Source organism: Duganella flavida, from assembly GCF_009857445.1.
In the GTDB taxonomy this organism is placed as follows: Bacteria; Pseudomonadota; Gammaproteobacteria; order Burkholderiales; family Burkholderiaceae_D; genus Rugamonas; species Rugamonas flavida.
Genome location: NZ_WWCN01000013.1, coordinates 77,177 through 101,151, shown reverse-complemented (window position 1 = coordinate 101,151; position 23,975 = coordinate 77,177). Strand labels below are relative to the sequence as shown.

Here is a 23,975-nt window from a genome sequence, read left to right as displayed (position 1 = left end):
CCCGCTCGGAGCGGGCACTGATGTTAGCTGATTTGTTCGTCGGGGAAGGCGTTGGTGGTTTTTGAACCCCAGACAGCGTAGAACAGTACGTACAGTTCGCAGACCGCAGTCAGCAGGAAGGACAGTTGCAGGCCGACGGTGTCGGCCAGCCAGCCTTGCACTACCACCAGCGCGCCGCCGGCGATTGCCATGATCAGCAGGCCGGCGCCTTCTTCGGTCAGCGGGCCCAGGCCCTTGATGCCCAGCGTGAAGATGGTCGGGAACATCACCGAGTGGAACAGGCCGACCGAGATCAGTGCCCACATGGCCACGCTGCCGGTGCCCAGCGCCGCGATCAGCATCACGATGCAGGCGCCGATGGCGCAGAAGGCCAGCACGCGCTCGGCCGAGGTCTTGTTCATCGCCCAGCTGCCGATGAAGCGGCCGACCATCATGCCGCCCCACAGCAGGAACAGGTAATGCGCGCCTTGCTCGTGGTTCAGGTTACCGATTTCCGGCTGGGCGGTGAAGTTGATGAACAGGTTGGCTACGCCGATTTCAGCGATCAGGTAGATGAAGATGGCCGGAATGCCAAACACCAGGTTGCGGTGCTTCCACAGCGACAGCTTGGCGCGCTCGCCTTCCGATACGCGACGGCTGGCGTGGTGCATGGCCGGCATCGGGAAGCGGGAAATCACCAGTGCCAGCACCACCAGTACGCCGGCGACGATCAGGTAAGGCAGTTGTACGGCTTGGGCGTCGGCCAATTTTTCAGCCTGGGTCAGGATGTGGCCGGCTTCGGCGGTGCCGGAGGCGGAACGGCCGAGGATCAGGTAAGCGCCGAACAGCGGCGCCAGCGTCGCGCCCAGCGAGTTGAAGGCTTGTACCAGGTTCAGGCGCGAGGAGGCGGTCTCCGGCGAGCCGACCACGGCCACGTACGGATTGGCCGACACCTGCAGTAGCGTGATGCCGCAGGCGATCACGAACAGTGCCACCAGCGTCACGCCGTAGGATGGCAGGCGGGCGGCCGGAATCATCAGCAGGGCGCCGACCGACATCATGCACAGGCCGAACACCATCGATTTCTGATAGCCGATGCGCTCAATCAGGCGCGCCGATGGAATCGAGGCAAAAAAGTAGGCAATAAACCACACTGACTCGATCAGGGTGGTCTGGGTGTAGTTCAAATCGAACACGCTGCGCAGGTGCGGCAGCAGCGTATTGTTGATCACAGTGATGAAGCCCCAAGTGAAGAACAGGCTGGTCAACAGCGACAAGACCGCGCGGGAGCTAGTGGAATGGGACTGCGAAGGCAGGGCGCTGGTCGCGCTGGGCATTGGGGCTGGCATTGGTTGTGTCTCTGGTAGTTTTCTTAACCCGTTATGCTATCTCAGTGCCGTAGCGATCTCCAATGCCAAAAACGCCAAGATCAATATCAATTGCGCATAGGTCGCGACGGACCCAGTTTGGCCACGAGGAAATCGACAAAGGTCCGCACCCGCAGCGACAGGTGGCGGGCGTGCGGATACAACAAAATGAACGGGCGGGAGGCGCCGCCGTGCTGCGGCAGCAGTTCGACCAGCGTGCCGCTGGCCAGGTCCTGCTCGACGATGAAGCGGTAAGTCTGCACCAGGCCGGCGCCGCTACGCGCCAGCGTGACGATGCCGAGCACGTCTTCTGAGCAGCTGAGGCCACCCTCGGTGACCACATCGAGTACCACGCCGTCTTGCAAGAAAGGCCATGGAATACGCTTGCCGGTGCTGGGCAGGTCGAACTGGATGCATTCGTGGCTGGCGAGGTCGGCCAGCGATTTTGGTTTGCCGGCGCGTTTCAGGTAGGCGGGAGCGGCCACCAGCACCAGTTCCGCATCTTCCAGCTTGCGTGCGATAAGACTGGAGTCGGCCGGATCGCGGCCACGGATGGCCAGGTCGTAGCCTTCATCGGCGAAGTCGATGTTGCGGTTGCTGACGTGGATGTCGATTGTCACGTCGGGATACTTGCGGCGGAATTCGCCGAGCAGCGGCAGCAGGCGATAGTGCGCGTAAGGCGTCGGCGCGCTGATGCGTAGCGGCCCGGACGGCTGCACTTGCGCGCCGGTGACTTGGCGCTCCGCCTCGCTTAATTGGGACAGCGCTTGCCGGCATTGCTCGAAGTAGACGCGGCCGCCGTCGGTCAGGCGGATCTGGCGTGTGGTACGCACGAACAGGCGCACGCCCAGCCGTTCTTCCAATCGCGAGACAGAGCGGCTGACGGCGGCCGGCGTCACCCCGGCAGCGGTGGCGGCGGCGGTAAAACTGGACAGCTCGGCAGCCAAGCAGAACAGCTCGATGCTGCCGAGCAGGACATCGTCGAATTGGCGTTTCATGGTGGCCTATTAATTACATGGTGTATCAATTGTCTTGTGTTTCAGGCTGTTTGTCAAGGTGGCGAGCAAAAGTATAGTGGCTACACCTTCTTAAAACCCTGAAAGGAAACATCATGAACAAGACTGTTATTGTGACCGGCGCATCGAGCGGTATTGGCTTTGCCGTCGCCGAGGCTTACCTGAAACGCGGCTACAACGTGGTCGGCAATGCGCGCACCATCGAGCGTTTGAAAGCGGCAGCGGACAAGTTGGGCAATCCGGCCAATTTCGTGCTGGTGCCGGGCGATATTTCGAAGCCAGAAACGGCTAAGGCCTTGTTTGAGCGCGCGGTAGCGGCGTTTGGCAAGGTCGATATTTTGATCAATAACGCCGGCATCTTCATCGCCAAGCCGGTGACCGATTACACCGAGCAGGATCTGGACGAACTGCTCAACACCAACCTGAAAGGCGTGTTCTATCCATCGCAGCAAGCGGCGGCGCACATGGGCGCGAACAAGTCGGGCCACATCGTCAATATTACCGCCAGCATTGCCATGCAGCCGACCGCCAAAGTGCCGGCGCTGCTGCCGATCCTGATCAAGGGCGGCCTCAACAACGCCACGCGCGGACTGGCGATTGAGCTGGCGGCGTCCAATGTCAAAGTGAATGCAGTCGCACCCGGCATCATCGCCACGCCGATGCACAGCGAGGACGAAGCCACGCAAGCCTTCTTCCGCACGCTGGCGCCAACCGGTACTTTCGGCGTGACCGATGATGTGGTCAATGCGGTGCTGTACCTGACCGAGTCGAGCTTCACCACCGGCACCATCTTGCCGGTGGATGGCGGCGGCAGCGCTGGTACCTGGTAAAGGCGGCCGCATGAAATTACTGTACGTGGGCGACCCCATGTGCTCGTGGTGCTATGGCTTCGGCAAGGAGTTATCCGAGCTGATGGCCATGCACTCTGGGCTGGATCTGGAAATCATTGTGGGTGGCGTGCGCGCCGGCGCGACCGACGTGCTCGACCAGGCGGGGAAAGAATTTCGCCTTGGGCACTGGGCGCGCGTGGAAGCGCAGAGCGGCCTGCCGTTCAATCGCGCGGCCTTGATGGCGCGCGAAAATTTCGTCTACAACACGGAGCCGGTGTGCCGTGCTGTGGTCGCGGCGCGCAAACTGGCGCCGCAGGCGGATCTGCTGGCGGTATTCCGCGCCTTGCAGCATGCGTTTTATGTTGATGGCCGCGACACCACCAGCGGCCGCGTGCTGGCCGAGGTCGTAGCGTCGCAGTTACAGCTAGATGTGGATTTGGTGCTGAACGTCTGGCAAGACAGCGACACCATCGTGTTCACCAAAGCCGACTTCGTCCGCGCCCGCGCGCTGGGCGTGCGTAGCTTCCCGGCGCTGCTGCTTGATACCGACCAAGGCATCATCGAAATCAGCGGCGGTTATGCGCATGGGGCACAGCTACACCAGCAGCTACAACAGGCGTTGGCAAGCTTCAGCGCAGCCTGAAAGCAGAGTGGCCTGCCAGTACATCAGAAGCTGGCAGGCTGCTTGTTTGCCTCAGGTCGAGAAGCCAGCACGTGTTCCACGCAGTCCCATAATTCGTTGTCGTGAGCGGTCATTAAGGGGCGGAAAGGACGCGAGCGCTGTTTTTCAAGCAGGTCCAGTACGCGTTTCTGCAAGATCTCAATTTTTTGCAGATCTGCATCGGGGTTGCCAAGGTCGAGCAAAATCTCCGCGTAAGCATGGTATAGCCCCGGCTTGATGGAGCGTCGAGTGAACATTATCGCTATCTCATTTGAGAAATCGTAGGTATAACGCAGGAACTCCTTTAAGTCCGCATGGAAAGCACCGAGTACATAATCCTGCATTTTGCCATCGAAAGCCGGTTCCAGGCCAAGTATCATGCGCTCAAATGGCGAAGGAAAGCGCATCGAGAGTGAGCAGTCTTCGATCAGGGGCGGCAGTCGCTGTAGTATCGTGACGTAACGTTCTACGGTCTTCAGCAGTTGCTGGTAGACCTTTTGCAAATGTCTGTCGGCAGTTTGATACGCTGCCAATTCCCTTTGATATTTCTTGCGCTCAGGATCGTCGCCTCGCAAATGAAGGCGGACGCCGAGCCTGGCCAGGGCATCAGAGTACGCGAAGCGTTGGTCGCCAGGCTCTCCATCAAGCTGTCGCCGGGATTCCTCGATGAGCATTTTGGCTGCCTGCGAGGCCAAGCCGTGGTCGAGCTTCTCAAGTATCTGCTTGCAAATTTCGCTGCTCATATGTGTACGGTGTTAACAGCCTTTTGGATAAAACACGCCGGTGTGCGTGCCGTCCCTGCGGCGGGTTGGGATCCAGCCGATTTTGGGTAACTGCGGCTGCACCGAACCGGCTTGGGTGTCTACTTGCTTGACTTTGTAGTAGCGCTTTCCGCCTTGCTGGATGATGCCTTCGATGGCATAGGTCTCGCTGCTGAGGTGCTCCAGATTGTATTCACCGGCCAGCATCCGATCCAGCTCCTTGCGCATCGCAGCTGACAGCGGCGCACATTTTCCCGGTTGGCTGCACCAACTGTCGAAGTCCAGCACCCACGTGGCGCGTGCTTCGTAGTTGATGACTTCCTGGACAAGCGTATTGGTCCAGAAACCACCGCCATCGGCTTCGATGTAAGCCCAGGCTTTGCCATTCTCAATCCGCGCAGGTTGATAAGACAACAGCGCTTCTTGTTCATACCCAACCATGTCGTGAGCCAGCTCAACGCGCGTACCATCGCGCCGCTCCAGATGCCAGCTGGGGGCGATGTCGCATTCTTCGTTTTCTTTGAGTGGAGCGCAAGGCGTGAGATTGGCGGTAACCTGGCCTATTACCTTGCCGCCGGGACGGTCATAGGCAGGCAACGGCACATAGGGCGCGCGTGGCGTGCCTTCTTCCGGAAAGAGCTGGGGTGGTGAAACGAAGTTCTCGATAGGCCGCTCCGCATGGGCGGCTATGGACAGCGGTAAAGTCAGCAGGAAGAACAGACGGCGCACGGTATCCTCTGGATGGACTACAACGTGCAGATTATACGTGCGCCGCAGCTCGGGTATAGTGGTTCCCGCGAAGTTTTTACGACTTGGCTGCGGCTTCTGCGGCGCGCTTGCGCAGGGTGGTGACGGCGGTGCCGGCCACGCCCCAGTTGTCGGTCTCGACTTCATCGATGATGACAAAAGTCGTTGCAGGATTTTTGTTCAGCACTTTTTGCAGCAGGTCGGTCACGCCTTGAATCAGCTCCTGCTTTTGCTCGGCAGTCGCGCCCTCATTGGTGATGCGGATATTTACGAATGGCATAGTTTTACTCCTTGGTTAAAAATCGTCAGATAGGCCAGCAGTGCGCCGCCTAATAGTAATGCCGTCGAGACGGCCATTGCCGCGTCAATGCCGGCAAGAATAGCAGCCGTGGCCGGCGTGGCAACCAGCGCCCCGTACACCGCCACGCCCATTGCGCCGCCAACCTGGCGTGCTGTGTTCAATACCGCCGACGCCGTGCCGGCTTGCTGCTTGCTGACCGACGCCAGGATTGAGGTGGTCATGGCCGGCACCGCCAGGCCCATGCCGGCCGGGATCAGCGCCAAGCCCGGCAGCATAGCCCAGAAACTGGCGCTCTCTGAAATCCCGAACAGGCCCAGCAGCGCATAACCGCTACCGCCGATCAAGCCGCCAATAATCATCGGCAGGCGCGAGCCGACGCGGGCCTGCAGCCAGCCGCTGGTGATGTTCGCAAACAGGAAGGTGCCGGTCAGCGGCAGGAAGATCAAGCCCGCATGCAGCACCGAAAAGCCGCGCACTTTTTGCAGGTAAAAACTCAGCACGAAGATCACACCATAGTAGGCAAAATTGACGAACACGCCGAACAGCACCGCCTGTGCAAAGCCAGCCAGCTTGAACAACTGCAGCGGCAGCATCGGCCCAGCGCTGCGCTGTTCGACGCGAATGAACCACATGCCTGCGGCCACGGCCACTACCAACGCCGCCAGCACGGCCGGATGCGTCAAGCCCAGTGCATGTACTTCAATCACCGCGCCGATAAAGGCGGTCAGCGCGATCACGGCCAGCAGTTGCCCCGGAACGTCGAAGCTGCGTGCTGGACCGCTGTGGCGCAGCACCGGCACCACACGCAAGGTCAGCCAGAAGCCCAGTACGCAAATCGGGATGTTGACCCAGAAGATGCTGCGCCAGCCGAACATCGACATCAGCAAACCGCCCAGCACCGGCCCGGCCGCGATCGAGACGCCACCTGCCGCTGTCCACCAGGCGATGGCTTTGGCCAGCTTGCTACGGTCTTCCGCATAGACGGCGTTGAGGATGGACAGCGAACTCGGTACCAGCAAGGCCGCGCCAATCCCTTGCACTGCGCGCGCGACGTTAAGCGACAGCGCATCCGGCGCCATGGCGCAAGCCAGCGAGGCAAGTGTGAACAAGGCAAAGCCGCCCAGGAAAACGCTGCGCGAACCGAAGCGGTCGCCCATCGCGCCAGCCGACAGCAGGAACACGGCAAAGCCCAAGGTGTAGGCGTCGACCACCCACTGCAGCTGGCTCACGCCGGCTTGCAGCTCGCGGCCGATTTCCGGCAGGGCGACGTTCACGATCGTAACGTCCAGCTGGACGATGATGAAGGCAAAGCTACAAGCCAGCAGAATGGCCAATGACGGAGAGGATTTCATGATGCTGCTCCTGAATTCGATAGTGCCACTATAGGCCGTATCACGCATCATGAAAAATGAATTATACTGAATCAATAGTTCTTTATAAGAGAATTGATCATGGAACTCTCATCCCTGCGCATTTTCAAAACCGTGGCCGAAGAGGGCGGCGTGACGCAAGCCGCCGCGCGCCTGAACCGGGTGCAATCCAACGTTTCCGCCCGTCTGACCCAGCTGGAAGAATCGCTGGGCGTGACGCTATTCCACCGCTCCGGCCGCCGCATGCTGATCACCGAGGAGGGCGAGCGCCTGCTGGCCTACACCGAGCGCCTGCTGCAACTGGCCGACGAGGCGCAGGAAGCCATGCGCGGCGACCGCCAGCCGTCCGGCCCGCTGCGGATAGGTTCGATGGAAACCACCGCTGCCGCGCGCTTGCCGCAGTTGCTGGGGCAGTTCCACCGACAGTATCCGCAAGTCGACCTGCTGCTTGACACCGGCCCTACCGACTACCTGGTCCAGGCTGTGCTTAACCACAAGATCGACCTGGCGCTGGTAGCTGCGCCAGTCGAGCGTCCCGAGCTGGTGCAGCTGCCGGTGTTCGACGAAGAACTGGTGCTGTTGACCGACAGCTTGCACGGCCCGGTCACCTCGCCGGCTGACGTGGCGCGCCGCACGCTACTGGGCTTCCGCAGCGGCTGCTCTTACCGCCGCCGCCTGGAGCGCTGGTTTGCCGAGGGCGGCGTGTCGCCGGCGCGGATTGCGGAGTTCGGTACCTACGAGGCCATCATCGGCTGCGTGGCGGCTGGCATGGGCGTGGCGATGATGCCGCGCGAAGTGCTCAAGCTGCGTGAGTTGGCCAAATCGGTGCGCATCCATACGCTGCCGCCAGAGGTGGCGCAAGTCCAGACCATGATGATCTGGCGCCGCGACATCGCCCAGCACGCTGCGCGCGACGCTTTTGCCACCAGTTTCGGTGGCGTTGCGTTAGCTTGATGATATCGCTATAATGAGAATGATTATTATTAGCATTCCATCTGCATCATGCATGCTCACCGCGAAATCGATGTCCTGTACAGCGATCACCACCAATACCTGGTGGGATGGCTGCGTCGCCGCATCGGTTGTATCGAGCATGCGCAAGACCTGGCACAGGATACCTTTGTCCGCCTGATGTCGGGCCGGGCGCAGCCTGCCGGCCAGCCGCTGCGCCAGCCGCGTGCGTGGCTGACCACCATCGCCCACGGTTTGCTGGTCGATCACGTACGGCGGCAGGATGTCGAGCGCGCTTATCTCGATGCGCTGGCTGTGGTGCCGGAAGCGCAGGTGATGTCGCCGGAAGAGCGCCTGCAAATCCTGCAAGCGCTGGTGCAGGTGGATGCGCTGCTGGACGGCCTGCCATCCAGGGCGCGCACCGCGTTCCTGATGTCTCGGCTGGACGGGCTCACTTATGCCGACATCGCCCTGCAGATGCAACTGTCATTGAGCGCTATCGAAAAATACATGGCGACCGCGCTGCGCCATCTGGTACTTCGACTGGCGGCTTGATGTCAGCGCACGAGATTCCCGACGCGCTGCTGCAAGCGGCCATTGACTGGGCTGTGCGACTGCAATCGGGCGCCGCTACCGAGGCTGACCGCACGGCCTTTGCGGTCTGGCTGGTTGCCGATCCCGACCATGCCGACGCATGGCAGTTATTGCAGAAAGTCGATCAAGTATTCAGCGGGCTGCCGCCGCAAGTGGCGCATCGTACGCTGGACGCAGCGTCGCGCCAGCGCATTGGCCGGCGCCGCGCGATCAAGATTGCGGTGCTGTCGGCGCTGGGCGCAGGTACGCTGGGCGCACTTGGCCTGAGCCAGCCGTGGCAAACCACCACGCAATACGCCAGCGCCATCGGCCAGCGCCGCAAGCTGGTGCTGGAGGACGGCACGCTGCTGGTGCTGAACACCAACACCCACGCCGCTGTCACCATCACGCCGTGGCGGCGCGAAATCACACTGCTGCACGGCGAAATCCACGTCGACACTGGCGCCGATGCCCGCGCGTGGACTGGCCATCGGCCGTTCTACGTGCAGGCCGGCGCAGTGCGCTTGCAGGCGCTGGGCACAAGCTTTGCCGTCTACCAATCGCCGCAAGGCGTGCGCCTGCACGTGACCGAAGGCGCGGTGGCGATCATCGGCACAGCGGCCATCGGCCGTCCCGGTGAAACGTGGATGGTGCATGGCGGCGTGCCGCACTTGCAAGTCGAGCCGGCGCTGGATGCCAGTGCGTGGGCGCAGGGTGCGCTGGTGGCGCACGCCATGCCGCTGGCCGACTTCGTGCGCGAACTGGCGCGCTACACCGAGCAGCGGCTGGACTGCGATCCGGCCGCAGCGCATTTACGGGTCTCCGGCGTGTTTCAGCTAGACGATAAAAATCCCGTGCCGCGCGCGCTGAAAACTCTGTCACGCGGCTGGCCGCTGCGAATAGAACAGACGGCGGACGGCGGCTTGCGGCTGGTCCCGCGCCCACATTAAAAAATAATTTACGGGTTTTTCCGGCTTGGTACGGCAAACAGGTAATTGACATCCTGAAAGGAAAACCTGATGAAGTTTGCTCCAGCCATCCTGCTGTGCGCGGCGCCTCTGTATGCTGCCGCCGCGTCCACGCAAACCTATAACCTGCCGGCCGGGACGCTGGAGCAATCGCTGACTGCGCTAGCGCGCCAGGCCAGCATCACGCTGCTGTTCGATCCGGTGCTGGTGGCGGGCAAGCGCGCCCCTGCGCTGCAACGCAATTACACGGTGCCGCAAGCGTTGAATATCTTGCTGGCCGCGCACGGACTGGAGGCGCAGGCAGATGGGGAGGGCTACACTTTACGCCTGCAAGGCGGCGCATCCGACACCCAGCTGCCGACCGTCACGGTGACTGGTGCATCGCAAGAAAATGCCAACGGTCCGGTGGATGGCTACAAGGCGCGCCGCAGCGCCACTGCCACCCGGCTCGACGTGGCGCTGCAAGACCAGCCGCTGTCAGTCAAGGTGATTCCGGCGGAAGTGCTGAGCGACCTCGGCGTGCGCAACACTACCGAGGTGGCCGATTATGTGGCCGGCGTGGCGCGCGAAACCACGGCCTATTCGCCGTGGGGGCAGTCGTTCTACATACGCGGCTTCAGCACTTATGGTTCGGCCAGCACGCTGAACGGTTTTCGTCAGGATGGTTTCCTGGGCGCGACCGACACCTCAGCCATCGAACGTATTGAATTCCTGAAAGGCCCGGCGGCGGTGCTGTACGGCGCATCGAGCGCGATTTCCGGCGTCGCCAATACCGTCACCAAGCGACCGACGATGGGCGATTTCAACGTGGCAGAACTGAGCGCCGGCCAGTGGAACTACGGCCGCGCCACGCTGGATGCCAACCACGCGCTGGGCAGCGATGCCTTGCTGGGCCGCGTCAACATCGCGGCGGAAAGCAGCCGTGGTTACGCCAGCTTTGCCGGCGGCCGCAGCAACCGCCTGCTGGCGGTCTCGCCCATCGTCACCGCGCAGATCGACCGCGACACCAAGGTCGAAATGGAACTGTCGGCCGTCGCCACGCAGTATGGCGGCCGTTGCGACAGCATCGACCCGGTGCCGGAACTGCTGGCGATTTCGATCCGCAAGCGCATCGTCTGCGACCGCCTGGCGCACGCTGATCAGAGCACCTACTCGGCGCGGCTGGAAGTCGAGCATGCCTTGAATAGCGACTGGAGCGTGCGTGTGGCAGGCTTCCTCAGCCATGCCAATTCCAACCGTACGGAGCAGTACGCCCTGAATGACCCGGAGATTTCTGCTGATGGCCACACCATTGAGCGCTATACGCAGTACGTCGGCGCATATTCCAGCAACGCCACCTCGCAGGCTGAATTACGCGGTAAGTTCCAACTGGCCGGTGCCACCCACCGCCTGATCACCGGTGTGGAGTGGAATCGCAGCTACGGCCAGTACGCATTCTTTCACGCAGCCGCCACGCCGTTCGATTTAATCAACACCAACTACAACGGCGCGCAGCTGGGGCCGTTCCAGGCCAACGGTCCGGCAAACTACAACCGTGCCATCGCGGCGGCAGCCTACGTGCAGGACTTCATCGAACTGGGCCAGCGGTGGAAAGTGCTGGCCGGCTTACGCTACGACCGCGTGCGTAGCGACAACGGCAATGCCTACACCCGTTCAGTCGATGAGCAGCAGACCGAACATGCGCTGTCGCCGCGCCTCGGGGTGGTGTACCAGCCGTGGACCGATACCGCGCTTTACGCCAGCTGGGCCCGTTCGTTCTCGCCGAATACCGGCGCGCGCGACATCAATGGCAAGATGTTCGAGGCCGAGCGTGGCGTGCAGTACGAGCTGGGCATCAAACAGGATTTGCTGGCGCAGCGTTTGAATGTGACGGCCGCGCTGTTCAATCTTGCACGCAGCAATGTGCTGAGTGCCGACCCGCGCGACCCCAGCGGCAACTATAGTATCGCTAGCGGCCGCCAGCGGGCACGTGGTGCCGAGCTTGATGTGGTCGGCCGCCTGACGCCAGCGTGGACGGTGCTGGGCGCTTACACCTACCTCGATGCGCAAGTGGTGCAAGACAACACGCTGGCGATTGGTTCGCGCCTGGTCGGCGCGGCGCGTAACTCGGGCAGCCTGTGGAACAAGCTGGCGCTGGACCAATTCGGCTTGCCTCACTGGAGCGCCGGTCTGGGCGTCGTCGCCAGCGGCAACCGCGAAGCCGAACTGCCCAACATCGCCATCAAGCTGGGCAGCTATGTACGTTACGATGCTGCGGCTTACTACGTCAACGGCCCGTGGCGCGCGCAGATCAACCTGCACAACCTGACCGACAAGCTGATCTATACCGGTCAGGGCTGGAGCCTGATGCCGCAAGCGCCGCGCAACGTGTCGGGTAGCCTGGCTTACACCTTCTGACATGAAGCCGTCCCACCGCATGCGCCGGGTGGCAGTGCTGTTGCACCGCTGGGTGGGATTGTGTATCGCGCTATTCCTGCTGCTGGCCGGTGTGAGCGGCACGCTGCTGGCGTTTAACGACGAGATCGAAGGCTGGCTCAATCCGCAGTTGTTTTATGTGACGCCGCCGTCGCCCGCTGCGGCCATGCTGGACCCGCTGGAGCTGCGCGAGCGGCTTAGCCAGCGCCATCCGCAACTGGCGTTCAACGGCATCGACTTCACCACGCAGCCTGGTCACGCCATGCTGATGAGTGTCGAGGGTTCGCCGGAGGCTGACCAGTGGTTCGTCAATCCCTACGACGCCAGCGTGCTGGGTACGCGCCATTCCGGTGACTTGAGCCAGGGCACGCGCAGCCTGATGCCGTTCGTGAACGAGCTACACACCTCGCTGGCCTTGGGCGAGGTTGGGACGCTGGTGCTAGGCGTGGTAGCCTTGCTGTGGACGCTCGATTGCGTGGTCGGCTTTTATCTGACCTTGCCGCTGGCGATACGCCAACCTGGCCAGCGCTCGTACTGGCAGCGCTGGCAACCGGCGTGGCTGCTGCGCTGGCGTGCCGGTGCGGCCAAGCTGACGTTCGATCTGCATCGCGCAGCCGGGCTTTGGTTCTGGGGCATGTTGCTGGTGCTGGCGTGGTCCAGTGTGGCGTTCAATCTGGCGCCGGTCTACACGCCGGTGATGCGGCTGTTCAGCGATTACCAGCCGGAGCCAGACCGGCCAACGCCACGCGTGGCACCGGCTGGCGTAAAACCGCTGGGCTGGTATCTGGCACTGGATGTGATGCGGCAGGAAATGGCGCGCCTGGCGGCGCAGCAGCACTTCACCGTGCGCAGCGAGCGGCTGATGTTTTACTCGCCCGAGCAAGGCATCTACGAATACCGCGTGTTAAGCACACTCGATCCCGGTGATCGCATGGGCAACACCACCTTGCTGCTGGATGCTTACAGCGGCAACATTGTGCAGCGCAAATTCCCGACCGGCGAGCACGCTGGCAACACCATCACTGCCTGGCTGATGGCGCTGCACACCGTCACCACTGGCGGCATGTTGGTGCAATTGCTAGTTAGTATCACGGGTATCGTGGTTGCTCTACTATCAGTTACTGGTGTGCTGATCTGGCTGCGCCGCTACCGCGCGCGCCGCGTTGCGCGGCATTGACACTCTCTCCCTTGCGATTCTTGCGGTAGCCAAGTGGCTTGCCGTATGATTGTTGCACTAAGAAAGGGAGTACTGCTTGAAGCTTCGTATCTCGCTACTGTTGTCCGGCTTGCTGGCGACCGCTGCGGCATGGGCCGCCGACACGCCATTTGAGCGCTGCATATCGCTCAGCGCCACCAATCCTGCTGCTGCGCTGAAGCAAGTGCAGGACGAACTGCCGCAGCAGAAGGACGCCGCCGCCATCGCTGGCTTGCGCCTGTGCCGCGGCCATGCCTTGCTGTTGAGCGGCAAGCGCGAGCAGGCGGTGGATGAGTTCCAGTTTGCCGTGTCCGAAGCCGAGCGCCTGCGCGACAACTCCCTGCTGGCGGCGGCCTTGCTGCTGCGCGGCGAACAGCGCGGTTACGATGGCCAGTATGCCGACGCCATTGCCGACCTCAAACGCGGTTACGAACTGATGGTGCAGCGGGGGGATGTCCTCAACCAGAATTACGCCCTCAACGCTATCGCCAACCTGTACGCCGACAGCAACGTCAAAGACTACGAGCAGGCTTTGCAGTACTACCGCAAGCTGCTGATTGCACACCTGGCCAAAGGTGCGGAGCAGGATACGGCCACTACCTATTTCAATATTGCTAGCACGCTGGAAAAGATGGAACAGCTGCCGGCAGCGCAGGAGCAATTCGAGCAGGCGCTGGCCATCGACCACAAGCGTAATGTGGGGAGCGATATCGCTTACGACGAACGTGCACTGGCGGTGGTCCTATCCAAGCGCGGCCAGCATGAAGCGGCCTTGCGCCTGCTGGATCACGCTCTGCAGCAGTACCGCAGCGACCAGGACGAGGAGGGTGTCGCCACGGTGCAGCTGTCACGCGGCGCGGCCTTGCGGCGAGCTGGCCGTAACGCAGCAGCGCTGGCAGACCTGGATGCGGCGCGCACCTACTTCCAGCAGCACGACAATCTGCGCTACCTCGACAAAATCTACGAAGAGCTGGGACTGGCGCAAGCGGGCAACGGCAACTGGCATGAAGCCTATATTGCACGCGGCGAGCAGATGCGCGTCAAGCAAGCGCTGGAGAAGCAATTGCTGGACGAACGGAGCAGCCGCTTGCGCGTCCAGTTCCACACCGAGCAGGCGCAGCGCAACAATGCATCGCTGGCCAGTGCGCTGGAAGCCGCCGACACCATCCGCCGCTGGCAATACGCAGCGCTGGTGCTCAGCCTGCTGGCCATTGCTGCGCTGGGCGTAATGATGAAGCGGCAGATTGCGCAAGCGCGCCGTATGCGTGACCTGGCCTTGACCGACGAGCTGACCCGCTTGCCCAACCGCCGCCACTTTCTTGAATTGGCGCACACCGCGCTGGCGCAAGCACAGCGCGATCACACGCCGTTGGCATTTGCTGCGTTGGATATCGATCACTTCAAGCGCATCAACGATACCTACGGCCACGCGGTGGGCGACGTGGTGCTGCAACGCATATCGCATGCAGCGCGCGTTGCGCTGCGTCCGGGGGATGTGATTGGCCGTATCGGTGGTGAAGAATTCCTGGTGCTACTGCGCGGCACCACGCTGGAGCAAGCGATGGGCGCAGCGGAGCGCATACGCGCTGCCGTGGCGGAAGTCGATTGCCGCGATCAAGCACCGGAGCTCAAGCCCAGCATCAGCATTGGCGTGGCGGCGTACGACGCGCTGGCCGGCACGCTTGAACTCATCTGCAAGCGCGCCGACGATGCGCTGTACCGCGCCAAGGCCAATGGCCGCAACCGGGTGGAGGCAGCGCTGGCTTAGCGGTTGGCCGGTGGTGGTTCGGTGGTAGCTGGTGGTGTGCTTGATGCTGGCGCGTTTGGATTTGGCTGAGTGGCCGTGCCGCCGTCGGTGGTTGGCGTATTGGTGATTGGTGCGGGTGTCGTTGCTGGAGCAGGCGTTGCTTCCGGCACCGGCGGTGGTACGACTTCCTTTTTCTGGCAACCGCTGATGACGGCTACCGTGGCGATCAGTGCGCAAGCAAACTTGCCAGCGAGATGGAGTTGTTTCATGATGGATTCCTCCTGTGTAAAATGGCGAAATTCAGTTTAACCCTGGGGGAATTCATGCGTCGTTCGATTGCCGTTGCACTACTCGCTTTTGCCGCGCTGGACTGCAGCGCCAGTGAATCCGCCACCGGCAGTTTTACCGCCACCAAAAGCTGTGAAGCATTTTCCTCGTTCGCCAAGCGCGCCAATCCCGGCGATGTGAAAGTCGCCGCCGGCACTTCCTACACGGTTCGCGAAATCAACAAGGTCGACTACGACTGGCTGCGTGTCGATGTGCCGAGCGCACAGCCGCAGCTGCGCTGGGTGCAGCGCGAGTGCGGCACACCGGCGCTGGATGAGAACAAACCAGCAACGCGTGCATCCGCTGATGCGGCCGGCCCGATGTGCTCACTGCCGAACCAGCAGGACAGCTACGTGCTGGCCATCACCTGGCAGCCAGGCTTCTGCGAACACGCCAAGTACAACGGCAAGAAACCGGAGTGCGATGCACTCAGCAACGGCACGCTGGAAGCCAAGACACTGAGCCTGCATGGCCTGTGGCCGAACAAACAGGAATGCGGCATCCAGTACGGCAGCTGCAGCGGCAAGCCATTTGAGCTGAGCAAAGACACCATCGAAAAAATCGCGCCGTGGATGCCTAACTTCTTCTACGAGCGCAGCTTCGGCGCGTACGAGTGGAACAAGCATGGAAAATGCCAGTCGCTGCCGCCGGACGAGTATTTCATCAAAGCGGTGTCGGCAGTGCGGGTGGTGAACGAATCGGAGGTGGGCAAGATCGTGCTGGGGAATACTGGCAAGACCATCAAGGTGAGCGATTTCTTCGATCGCGTCAAGAAGCGTTACGGCGACAAGGTGGCGGACACCATCACGCTGGTCTGCGTGCAGCACAAATACCTGCAGGAGATCCGCATATCGCTGGCGCTGGACTTCGCCACCGACCGCGATTTGCCGCAGCTGGTAGCGAATGCGCGTCCTGCGCCGTCGCGTACGTCCGGCTGCGCCGACGAAATCTATGTCGAAGCAGCCGGTAAGCAGTAACACTTAAGCTGCGAAGCCGCCGTCGATCAGCAGGTCGGCGCCGGTGACGAAGCCCGCTTCAGGGCCGGCCAGGTAGGACACCATCGCGGCGATTTCTTCGGCTTTGCCGTGGCGTTTCAGCGCCATCAGGCCGTGCAGACCGGTAGCGAAATCGCTGTCGGCCGGATTCATGTCGGTATCGACCGGGCCAGGTGCCACGTTGTTGACGGTGATGTTGCGGCTACCGAAGTCGCGCGCCATGCCTTTCACCAGGCCGGTGAGTGCCGATTTGCTCATCGCGTAAGCCGCGCCGCCTTCAAACGGCATGCGCTGGGCATTGGTGCTGCCGATGTTGATGATGCGGCCACCGTTTTTCATATGCTTGGCTGCAGCTTGCGACGCCACAAACACGGCGCGCACATTGACGGCGATGGTTTTGTCGAAGTCTTCCAGCGAGAAGCTGTCCGTTGGGCCCAGCAGCAGCACGCCGGCGCTGTTGACCAGGATGTCGAGGCGGCCGTAGCGATCGGCCACGGTGTCGATGGCTTTGGTCAGGGCAGCGGCGTCAGAGGCGTCGGCCTTGATGGCGAAAGCTTCACCGCCGGCGGCTTTAATGTCTTCTACCAGCGCTTCGGCAGCGATGGCCGAGGCAGCGTAACCGATGGCGACTTTGGCGCCTTCGCTCGCCAGGCGGCGGGCGGTAGCAGCGCCGATGCCGCGCGAACCACCGTTGATGAAAGCGACTTGACCGTTGAGTTTGGTGTTCATGATGTGTTCCTTTCGGGTTGGTTGATGAACACAGTATGGTCTTCCCCAGCTTGTCTTTGTAGTCATGAATTTGCGTGTACAGTTTCAACTATTGGTATAAGATGGGCGCATGCTTACCGAACTCAGCAGCTATCTCGATGCATTCATTGCCTCTGCCGACGAGGGTAGCTTCTCGGCGGCCGCCCGTCGCCTGGGACTGACGCCGGCGGCGGTGAGCAAGAGCGTCAACCGGCTGGAGCTGCGGCTTGGCGTGCGCCTGTTCCAGCGCAGCACCCGTAGCCTGGCGCTGACCACCGATGGCGAGCGTCTGTACGGGCAGGTGCGCCTGCCGTGGAGCGAGATCGGCGACGCGCTCACGGACCTGAGCCAGGGGGCGGGCAAGCCGGCCGGCACGCTCAAGGTGTCGCTGGCCTACACCGTGGGACGGCAGTATTTTGTGCCGTTTCTGGAAGAATTTTCGCGCCGCTATCCGGACGTGGTGCCGGACCTGTATTTCGATAACCGGCAAGTGGACCTGATCGCGGAAGGCTTCGACGTCGCCATCGGCGGCGGCATTGAGCTGACCGACGCGCTGATCGCACGCGAACTGGCGCGGGTTGATATCGTGCTGGCCGCGTCGCCGTCCTACCTGAAAGCGCATGCCGCGCCGGAGACGCCGCAGGACCTGACACGCCATCGCGGCCTGCTGCGCCGTTCACTGAGCACCGGCCGATTGGTGCCGTGGACCTTGAAGCACCGTGGCGGCGAGGAAGTGGTGGCCAGCGTGCGACCGGTGGCGGTGCTGGATGATCCGGAAGCCATCGCCCGCGCAGCCGCCTGCGGCATGGGCATCGCCATGCTACCCTTGCCGCACGCCGTGCCCTTGCTCGATAGCGGAGAGCTGGTGCGCGTGCTGCCCGACTGGCACGCCGAAACACGGCCGCTGTCGATTTACTATTCAAGCCGCAAGCTGGTACCGGCCAAGGTACGGGTGTTTGTGGATTTCATGGTGGAGCAATTCCGCGCCAGCGGCCACGCTGCGCGCTTCCGCCAACACTAAAAAGGAGACGAATCGATGAAGTTCAAAGCTGGACTGCTAGCGTTATTACTGAGTGGGCAAACGTTTTCAAGCGTGATGGTAGGCGCAGACAACGCGCAATTACAGTACACAGGGCGTATCGATTTCGCCGACCGCGCGAAGCCTGTGCTGTCGTGGCCCGGCACCAGCATCGCCGCCAACTTCACCGGCAGCAGCTTGTCCGTTACGCTGGACGACCAGTTGGGCAAGAACTTCTTCAACGTCTTCATCGATGACAAGCCGGTGGTGATCGAGGCGGCGCAGGGCAGCAAGACATACGCTGTAGCCAGCGGCCTGCAAGCAGGCGCGCACCGCCTGCTGATTACCAAGCGCACCGAGGGCGAGGAGGGCGGCACCGTGTTCAAAGGCCTGGAACTGGCCGACGGCGGCAAGCTGCTGCCGCCACCGCCGCGCAAGCAGCGCCACATTGAATTCTTCGGCGACTCCATCACCAGCGGCATGGGCAACGAGTCGCCGGATGACGGCCCCGATCATCTGCTAAAGGACAAGAACAACTACCTGTCCTACGCCGCCATCACGGCGCGCGCGCTGGATGCAGAAGCGCACATCACGTCGCAGAGCGGCATCGGTGTGATGATTAGCTGGTTCCCGTTCACCATGCCGGACTTCTACGACCAGCTGAGCGCCGTCGGCAACAACGACAGCCATTGGGACTTCAGCTCGTGGACGCCGGACGTGGTGGTGGTCAACCTGTTCCAGAACGACCGCTGGCTGATCGATCGGGAGAAGCGTTTGTCGCCGATGCCGGATGACGCGCGACGCATCGCAGCCTACCGCACCTTCGTGCAAAAGATCCGCGCGCTGTACCCGCGTGCCTACATCGTTTGTGCGCTGGGCAGCATGGATGCGGTGCAGGAAGGCTCGAAGTGGCCAGGCTACGTGCGCACAGCAGTGGACCAGATGCGCGACGGCGGCGACCAGCGCATCGACACCATCATCTTTCCTTGGAATGGCTTCGGCGGCCATCCGCGCGTGAAGCAGCACCAAGCCAATGCAGCGCTGCTGACCGACTTTATCCGCAAGAAGGCTGGCTGGTGATTGTGCCGATTTCGTCACGCTTTTCGCGGCGCTGAAACAAGACGCGCGGCGTTTGCGGACGTACATTATTGGTTGAACATTCACCAAGAGGGTACGTATGCAACGCCGACAGATATTGAAGGGCGCCGTTGGTCTGGGACTGGTTTCCGGATGGAGCGCGAAGGCCAATGCCGCCGCGAGCCTGGCCGTGGCCAGCGGCGGCGCGGTTCCGGCCAGCGCCCGCGCATTGCCGCTATCGTCGGTGCGCTTGCTGCCCTCCGTTTATGCCGATGCGCTGCAAGCCAATCAAGCCTACCTGTTGCGCCTGAGCGCCGACCGCTTCCTGCACAACTATCACCGCTTCGCAGGCCTGCCGGCCAAGGGCGCCATCTACGGCGGCTGGGAAGCCGACACCATCGCCGGCGAAGGGCTGGGCCACTACCTGTCCGCGCTGTCGCTGATGTACGCGCAGACCGGCAACGCCGCGCTCAAACCGCGCATCGACTACATCGTGGCCGAACTGGCGCGCGTGCAGCAGGCGCAGGGCGATGGCTACGTGGCTGGCTTTATGCGCAAGCGCAAAGATGGCCAGGTGGTCGACGGCAAGGAGATCTTCCCTGAAATCATGCGAGGCGAAATCCGCTCAGCGGGCTTTGACCTGAACGGCTGCTGGGTACCGCTGTATAACTGGCACAAGGTATTCGCTGGCCTGTTCGACGCGCAGACTTACACGGGCAATGAGCAGGCGTTGCAGGTAGCGTTGGGCCTCGCAGGCTATATCGACAAAGTGTTCGCCGCATTGAACGACGAACAGGTGCAGCAAGTGCTGGCCTGCGAACATGGCGGCATCAACGAAAGCTTTGCCGAGCTGTATGCGCGCACGCAGGACAAGCGCTGGCTGGCGTTGGCGCAGCGCCTGTATCACACCAAGGTCCTCACGCCGCTGGCGCAAGGCCGTGATGAACTGGCCAACCTGCACTCCAACACGCAGATCCCCAAGCTGATTGGCCTCGCGCGCCTGCACGAACTGACAGGCCGCCAAAGCGATGCCGATGCGGTTAACTTCTTCTGGAGGCGCGTCACCCAGCACCACAGTTACGTCATTGGCGGTAACGGTGACCGCGAATACTTCTCCGCGCCGGACAGCATCGCTGCCCACATCACTGAGCAAACCTGCGAAGCCTGCTGCAGCTACAACATGCTGAAGATGACGCGCCACCTGTATAGCTGGGCGCCGGATGCAGCCTACTTCGACTACTACGAGCGAACGCACCTCAATCACATCCTCGCGCACCAGAACCCGCGCACCGGCATGTTCACTTACATGACACCGTTGATGTCCGGCGTAGCGCGTGAATTCTCCAGCGAGGAGAACGATTTCTGGTGCTGCGTGGTGTCCGGCATGGAGAGCCACGCCAAGCACGGCGACTCCATCTACTGGGAAAACGGTGACACGCTGTTCGTCAACCTTTACATCCCGTCGAGCGTGGAGTGGAAGGCAGCCGCCGTGCGGCTGGAGCTGAACACGGGCTATCCGTACGCGGGTGATATCGACATCAAGGTGCGCCGCTTGGCCGGGCAGCGCTACTACACGCTAGCGCTGCGCATTCCAGCGTGGGCATCGAAATATACGGTGCGGGTCAACGGAAAACCGCATACGGCCAGCAAGGACAAGGGCTATGTGCTGATACGCCGCCGCTGGAAGGCTGGCGACACAGTGCGCCTGTCGCTGCCGCTGGACTTGCGTCTTGAAGCCGCCGCCGGCAATGATCACGTGGTGGCGCTGCTGCGCGGGCCGATGGTGCTGGCCGCCGATCTTGGCGCGGCTGACAAGCCGTTCAGCGGACTGGCGCCTGCGCTGGTGGGCGCCAACATCCTCAGCGCGTTTGCAGAGTCGGACAAAGGCAAAGCCGTTTACCGTAGCGTGGGCACCGGACGCCCCGGCGACATGAAGTTCACGCCATTCTTCGCGCAGTACGAGCGGCGCGCGGCGGTGTACTTCAATACCTACAGTGAGGCCGAATGGGCGGCATCGGAAGTCGCATTCCGCAAGGAAGAGGCGCGGCTCAAGGATCTGGCCGAGCGCTCGGTCGATATCATGCACTTGGGCGAAATGCAGCCGGAGCGCGATCACGACCTGCAATCGGACATTTCGTATCCAGTGTCCTACCGTGGCCGCAACGGCCGCGATGCGCGCACCGGTGGCTTCTTCAGCTTCCACATGAAGTGCACCAGCGGCCCGCTGATGCTGCAGGCCAGCTACTGGGGCGAGGAGCGCAATCGCGATTTCTACATCAGTATCGATGGCGAGCGCATTGCGCACGTCAAGCTCGATGGCAGTAATCCGGGTGTGTTCATCGACCAGCAGTATGCGGTGCCGGAACGTCTCACCAGCGGCAAGAGCAGCGTGGTAGTGCGCTTCGATCCGGAGCCGGGCCACACGGCGGGGCCGGTATTCGGCGTCCAACTTTTCATACAAACCGCTGCCGAAGCATCCAGAATTTCGAGCTGATTTTTTGCAGTAACGTCAATCTTTATAAAAAATCCCTTTTCTGATCAATGGCTTGCCGCGCCGCCTGGCGCTGGCATAGCCATTGCTATTCAAGCCCCCAGTCTCGGCACTCGCCGAGGATACAACGATAAAAAAACTGGAGGAGCCCATGAAAAAGAAACGTCCGTTAACGCTGTATATCCTGCTGGCGATGGTACTTGGTGTGGTGGTCGGCTACATCTGTCATGAGGTCATCCCCGATAAAAAACTCAGCGCCGATATTGCGGCGCATATCTCCATCGTCACCGACGTTTTCCTTCGCTTGATCAAAATGATCATCTCGCTGCTGGTGTTCTCAACGCTGACGGTGGGTATCGCGCACATGGGCGATGGCAAATCCGCTGGCCGCGTGGGTATGAAGGCGATGGCGTGGTTCGTGGTCGCGTCGCTGGTGTCGCTGTTACTCGGCATGGTGCTGTCCAATGTGATGCAGCTCGGCGCGCACCTTGGCCTGCCGCTGCCACCCGTGGATGCGGCGACTGGCCTGAAAACTGCGGCCTTCACGCTGAAAGACTTCATCGCGCACATGGTGCCCAAGTCGCCGATCGAGGCGATGGCCAACAACGAAATCCTGCAGGTGCTGGTGTTTGCCGTGTTCTTCGGCGGCGCGCTCGGCGCATTGGGCGAATCGGCCGCGCAGCTGACCAGGGTGATCGACCAGCTGGCGCAGGCGATGCTGCGCATTACCAGCACCGTGATGAACCTCGCGCCGCTGGCCGTGTTTGCGGCAATGGCTTCGGTCATCACCACTAACGGACTGGCTATCCTCGGCACCTTTGCCAAATTCATAGGCGGTTTCTATTTTGGATTGGTGTGCCTGTGGGCGCTGCTGATCCTCGGTGGCTTTGCCTTTATCGGCAAGCGCGTGTTCCGCCTGATTGTGCTGATCCGCGAACCGTTCCTGCTGGCGTTTTCCACGGCTAGCTCGGAGGCTGCGTATCCGAAGCTGTTGGTGGCGCTGGACCAATTCGGCGTGCAGCGCAAGATCTCCAGCTTCGTCATGCCGATGGGGTACTCGTTCAACCTGGATGGCTCGATGATGTATTGCACCTTCGCCGTGCTGTTTATCACGCAGGCTTACGGCATTGAACTCTCGCTGGGTACTCAGCTCACCATGTTGCTGCTGCTGATGGTGACGTCCAAAGGTATTGCCGGCGTGCCGCGTGCGTCGCTGGTGGTGATTGCCGCCACGCTGAACCAGTTCCACATTCCGGAAGCAGGCCTGCTGCTGTTGATGGGCATCGACCAGTTCCTCGACATGGGCCGCTCGGCCACCAATGCCGTTGGCAACGCCGTCGCCACGGCGGTAGTCGCCAAGTGGGAGGGCGCGCTCGCCGATGAGGCGCCTGTACCTGCCGTTGCCGCCGCGCGCGCAGCTTGAAACGGGAGACTCAAAAATGCAGAAATATATGATGAGTGCATTGGCGCTGGCCGTCGTATCGCCGGCCGCCCCGGCCCAATCTTCGTTGACCGTGTACGGCGTGGCCGACGCAGGCCTGGTGCTGGAGCACGGTGGCGATAGCGGCGCAGTGCAGAAAATCGGCAGCGGTGTCGCATCCAGCTCACGCCTTGGCTTCAAAGGCAGGGAAGACCTGGGCGGCGGTACGGCGTTGACCTTTGTGCTGGAAAACGGCTACTCAATCGACACCGGCGCGACCAAGCAAAACGGCGCGCTGTTCGGCCGGCAGGCATTGCTGTGCGTGAGCGGTGAAGCCGGCTCGTTCAGCATCGGCCGCCAATACACGCCGTTCTACAAGGCGCTGAACAACGTGGCCGATCCATTTGCCACTGGCATGGCAGGCAACACGCAAAATATCTTCGACGGCACCACCCGCATCGACAACACGGTGGAATACATCACGCCGCGCGTGGCCGGCTTTGCTGCCGACGTGCAGTACGGCTTCGGCGAAACGGCGGGTGACAGCAGCAAGAGCCGCTCGATCGGTGCCAGCGGCAGCTACGAGCAAGGTGCGCTGACCGTGGTGCTGGCCCACCAGCAGCGCGACAACCCAGCCGGCACCGCGCATAGCCACAACACCATGCTGGCAGCACGCTACCGCTTCGGCGCCATTACCGGCCACACTGCGCTGGCGCGCAACCGCGACCTGCTGGGCATTGAAAGCCGTGATGCCTTGCTCGGTATGACGGCCCAATTCAGCGCCACCGACAAGCTGCTGTTTTCCCTCATCGACCATCACGACAAATCGGCGGCGCAGCAGCACGCGCGGCAGGCGGCTATCGGCTACAGCCACGCGCTGTCACGCCGCACCGACCTGTATGCAGCGTATGGACATATCCGCAACAGCAATGGTGCGCTGTTCCGCGTTGGTACGGCGGCGGACAGTGGTTCCGGCACCACTGGAGTTAACTTAGGTGTACGCCATGTGTTTTAATGCT

General features: G+C 61.8%; 22 protein-coding genes. 14 read left to right on the top strand and 8 right to left on the bottom strand.

The features are described from left to right. Positions 1 to 23 precede the first annotated feature (23 nt). On the bottom strand, positions 24 to 1,328 hold the full coding sequence (locus GTP46_RS20035; protein ID WP_161008395.1) for a sugar MFS transporter: 1,305 nt from the start codon (positions 1,326 to 1,328) through the stop codon (positions 24 to 26). 86 nt (positions 1,329 to 1,414) lie between these two features. After that, the gene (locus tag GTP46_RS20030) at positions 1,415 to 2,344 is read right to left on the bottom strand and encodes a LysR family transcriptional regulator (RefSeq protein ID WP_161008394.1); all 930 of its coding nucleotides are present in this window, start codon (positions 2,342 to 2,344) and stop codon (positions 1,415 to 1,417) included. Positions 2,345 to 2,457: 113 nt separating this feature from the next. Here GTP46_RS20030 and GTP46_RS20025 point away from each other — a divergent pair, with 113 nt between their 5' ends. Together GTP46_RS20025 and GTP46_RS20020 are read left to right on the top strand one after the other, a co-directional pair. Next, a complete protein-coding gene (locus tag GTP46_RS20025; RefSeq protein ID WP_161008393.1) occupies positions 2,458 to 3,192 on the top strand; it encodes an SDR family NAD(P)-dependent oxidoreductase in 735 nt (244 codons plus the stop codon). A gap of 10 nt (positions 3,193 to 3,202) precedes the next feature. Beyond that, positions 3,203 to 3,835 (top strand): DsbA family protein, encoded by a 633-nt coding sequence (locus GTP46_RS20020; RefSeq protein WP_161008392.1) that lies wholly within the window; start codon positions 3,203 to 3,205, stop codon positions 3,833 to 3,835. 23 nt (positions 3,836 to 3,858) lie between these two features. Here the strand turns inward: GTP46_RS20020 and GTP46_RS20015 are convergent, their stop codons facing one another. The 4 genes from GTP46_RS20015 to GTP46_RS20000 form a co-directional block, all read right to left on the bottom strand. Beyond that, complete coding sequence (locus GTP46_RS20015; RefSeq protein WP_161008391.1) at positions 3,859 to 4,596, bottom strand: hypothetical protein; 738 nt, start codon at positions 4,594 to 4,596, stop codon at positions 3,859 to 3,861. A gap of 12 nt (positions 4,597 to 4,608) precedes the next feature. Continuing rightward, the gene (locus GTP46_RS20010) at positions 4,609 to 5,343 is read right to left on the bottom strand and encodes a hypothetical protein (protein ID WP_161008390.1); all 735 of its coding nucleotides are present in this window, start codon (positions 5,341 to 5,343) and stop codon (positions 4,609 to 4,611) included. Positions 5,344 to 5,419: 76 nt separating this feature from the next. Beyond that, positions 5,420 to 5,641 carry a 2-hydroxymuconate tautomerase family protein gene (locus GTP46_RS20005; RefSeq protein WP_161008389.1) on the bottom strand — a complete coding sequence of 74 codons (222 nt, stop codon included), beginning with the start codon at positions 5,639 to 5,641 and terminating at the stop codon, positions 5,420 to 5,422. Then, the gene (locus tag GTP46_RS20000; RefSeq protein WP_161008388.1) at positions 5,629 to 7,014 is read right to left on the bottom strand and encodes an MFS transporter; all 1,386 of its coding nucleotides are present in this window, start codon (positions 7,012 to 7,014) and stop codon (positions 5,629 to 5,631) included. The genes GTP46_RS20005 and GTP46_RS20000 overlap by 13 nt, the downstream gene beginning before the upstream one ends. A 99-nt stretch (positions 7,015 to 7,113) precedes the next feature. Here GTP46_RS20000 and GTP46_RS19995 point away from each other — a divergent pair, with 99 nt between their 5' ends. The 6 genes from GTP46_RS19995 to GTP46_RS19970 all read left to right on the top strand — a co-directional run bounded on the left by GTP46_RS19995 (position 7,114) and on the right by GTP46_RS19970 (position 14,902). Continuing rightward, on the top strand, positions 7,114 to 7,986 hold the full coding sequence (locus GTP46_RS19995) for a LysR family transcriptional regulator (protein WP_161008387.1): 873 nt from the start codon (positions 7,114 to 7,116) through the stop codon (positions 7,984 to 7,986). Between the two features lie 48 nt (positions 7,987 to 8,034). Next, on the top strand, positions 8,035 to 8,538 hold the full coding sequence (locus GTP46_RS19990) for a sigma-70 family RNA polymerase sigma factor (RefSeq protein ID WP_161008386.1): 504 nt from the start codon (positions 8,035 to 8,037) through the stop codon (positions 8,536 to 8,538). Next, positions 8,538 to 9,506 (top strand): FecR domain-containing protein, encoded by a 969-nt coding sequence (locus tag GTP46_RS19985; RefSeq protein ID WP_161008385.1) that lies wholly within the window; start codon positions 8,538 to 8,540, stop codon positions 9,504 to 9,506. The genes GTP46_RS19990 and GTP46_RS19985 overlap by 1 nt, the downstream gene beginning before the upstream one ends. A 69-nt stretch (positions 9,507 to 9,575) precedes the next feature. Further along, a complete protein-coding gene (locus tag GTP46_RS19980) occupies positions 9,576 to 11,921 on the top strand; it encodes a TonB-dependent siderophore receptor (RefSeq protein ID WP_161008384.1) in 2,346 nt (781 codons plus the stop codon). Between the two features lies 1 nt (position 11,922). Then, positions 11,923 to 13,116, top strand: a complete 1,194-nt coding sequence (locus tag GTP46_RS19975; RefSeq protein WP_161008383.1) for a PepSY-associated TM helix domain-containing protein — start codon at positions 11,923 to 11,925, stop codon at positions 13,114 to 13,116. A 76-nt stretch (positions 13,117 to 13,192) separates the two neighbouring features. Beyond that, on the top strand, positions 13,193 to 14,902 hold the full coding sequence (locus tag GTP46_RS19970) for a tetratricopeptide repeat-containing diguanylate cyclase (RefSeq protein WP_161008382.1): 1,710 nt from the start codon (positions 13,193 to 13,195) through the stop codon (positions 14,900 to 14,902). Here the strand turns inward: GTP46_RS19970 and GTP46_RS19965 are convergent. Beyond that, the gene (locus GTP46_RS19965) at positions 14,899 to 15,150 is read right to left on the bottom strand and encodes a hypothetical protein (protein ID WP_161008381.1); all 252 of its coding nucleotides are present in this window, start codon (positions 15,148 to 15,150) and stop codon (positions 14,899 to 14,901) included. The two genes, GTP46_RS19970 and GTP46_RS19965, sit on opposite strands and share 4 nt — an antisense overlap. A gap of 54 nt (positions 15,151 to 15,204) precedes the next feature. Here GTP46_RS19965 and GTP46_RS19960 point away from each other — a divergent pair, with 54 nt between their 5' ends. Next, positions 15,205 to 16,185 (top strand): ribonuclease T2 family protein, encoded by a 981-nt coding sequence (locus GTP46_RS19960; RefSeq protein WP_161008380.1) that lies wholly within the window; start codon positions 15,205 to 15,207, stop codon positions 16,183 to 16,185. A 3-nt stretch (positions 16,186 to 16,188) separates the two neighbouring features. Here GTP46_RS19960 and GTP46_RS19955 read toward each other — a convergent pair whose 3' ends face one another. Next, positions 16,189 to 16,932, bottom strand: a complete 744-nt coding sequence (locus GTP46_RS19955) for an SDR family oxidoreductase (protein WP_161008379.1) — start codon at positions 16,930 to 16,932, stop codon at positions 16,189 to 16,191. Between the two features lie 109 nt (positions 16,933 to 17,041). Here GTP46_RS19955 and GTP46_RS19950 point away from each other — a divergent pair, with 109 nt between their 5' ends. The 5 genes from GTP46_RS19950 to GTP46_RS19930 all read left to right on the top strand — a co-directional run bounded on the left by GTP46_RS19950 (position 17,042) and on the right by GTP46_RS19930 (position 23,971). Then, on the top strand, positions 17,042 to 17,971 hold the full coding sequence (locus GTP46_RS19950; protein WP_161008378.1) for a LysR family transcriptional regulator: 930 nt from the start codon (positions 17,042 to 17,044) through the stop codon (positions 17,969 to 17,971). A gap of 15 nt (positions 17,972 to 17,986) precedes the next feature. Next, on the top strand, positions 17,987 to 19,048 hold the full coding sequence (locus GTP46_RS19945; protein ID WP_161008377.1) for an SGNH/GDSL hydrolase family protein: 1,062 nt from the start codon (positions 17,987 to 17,989) through the stop codon (positions 19,046 to 19,048). Between the two features lie 97 nt (positions 19,049 to 19,145). After that, a complete protein-coding gene (locus GTP46_RS19940) occupies positions 19,146 to 21,539 on the top strand; it encodes a glycoside hydrolase family 127 protein (protein WP_161008376.1) in 2,394 nt (797 codons plus the stop codon). A gap of 148 nt (positions 21,540 to 21,687) precedes the next feature. Next, positions 21,688 to 22,959: a dicarboxylate/amino acid:cation symporter gene (locus GTP46_RS19935; protein ID WP_161008375.1), complete on the top strand. Its 1,272-nt coding sequence runs from the start codon at positions 21,688 to 21,690 to the stop codon at positions 22,957 to 22,959. A gap of 16 nt (positions 22,960 to 22,975) precedes the next feature. Beyond that, on the top strand, positions 22,976 to 23,971 hold the full coding sequence (locus GTP46_RS19930) for a porin (protein ID WP_161008374.1): 996 nt from the start codon (positions 22,976 to 22,978) through the stop codon (positions 23,969 to 23,971). Positions 23,972 to 23,975 lie beyond the last annotated feature (4 nt).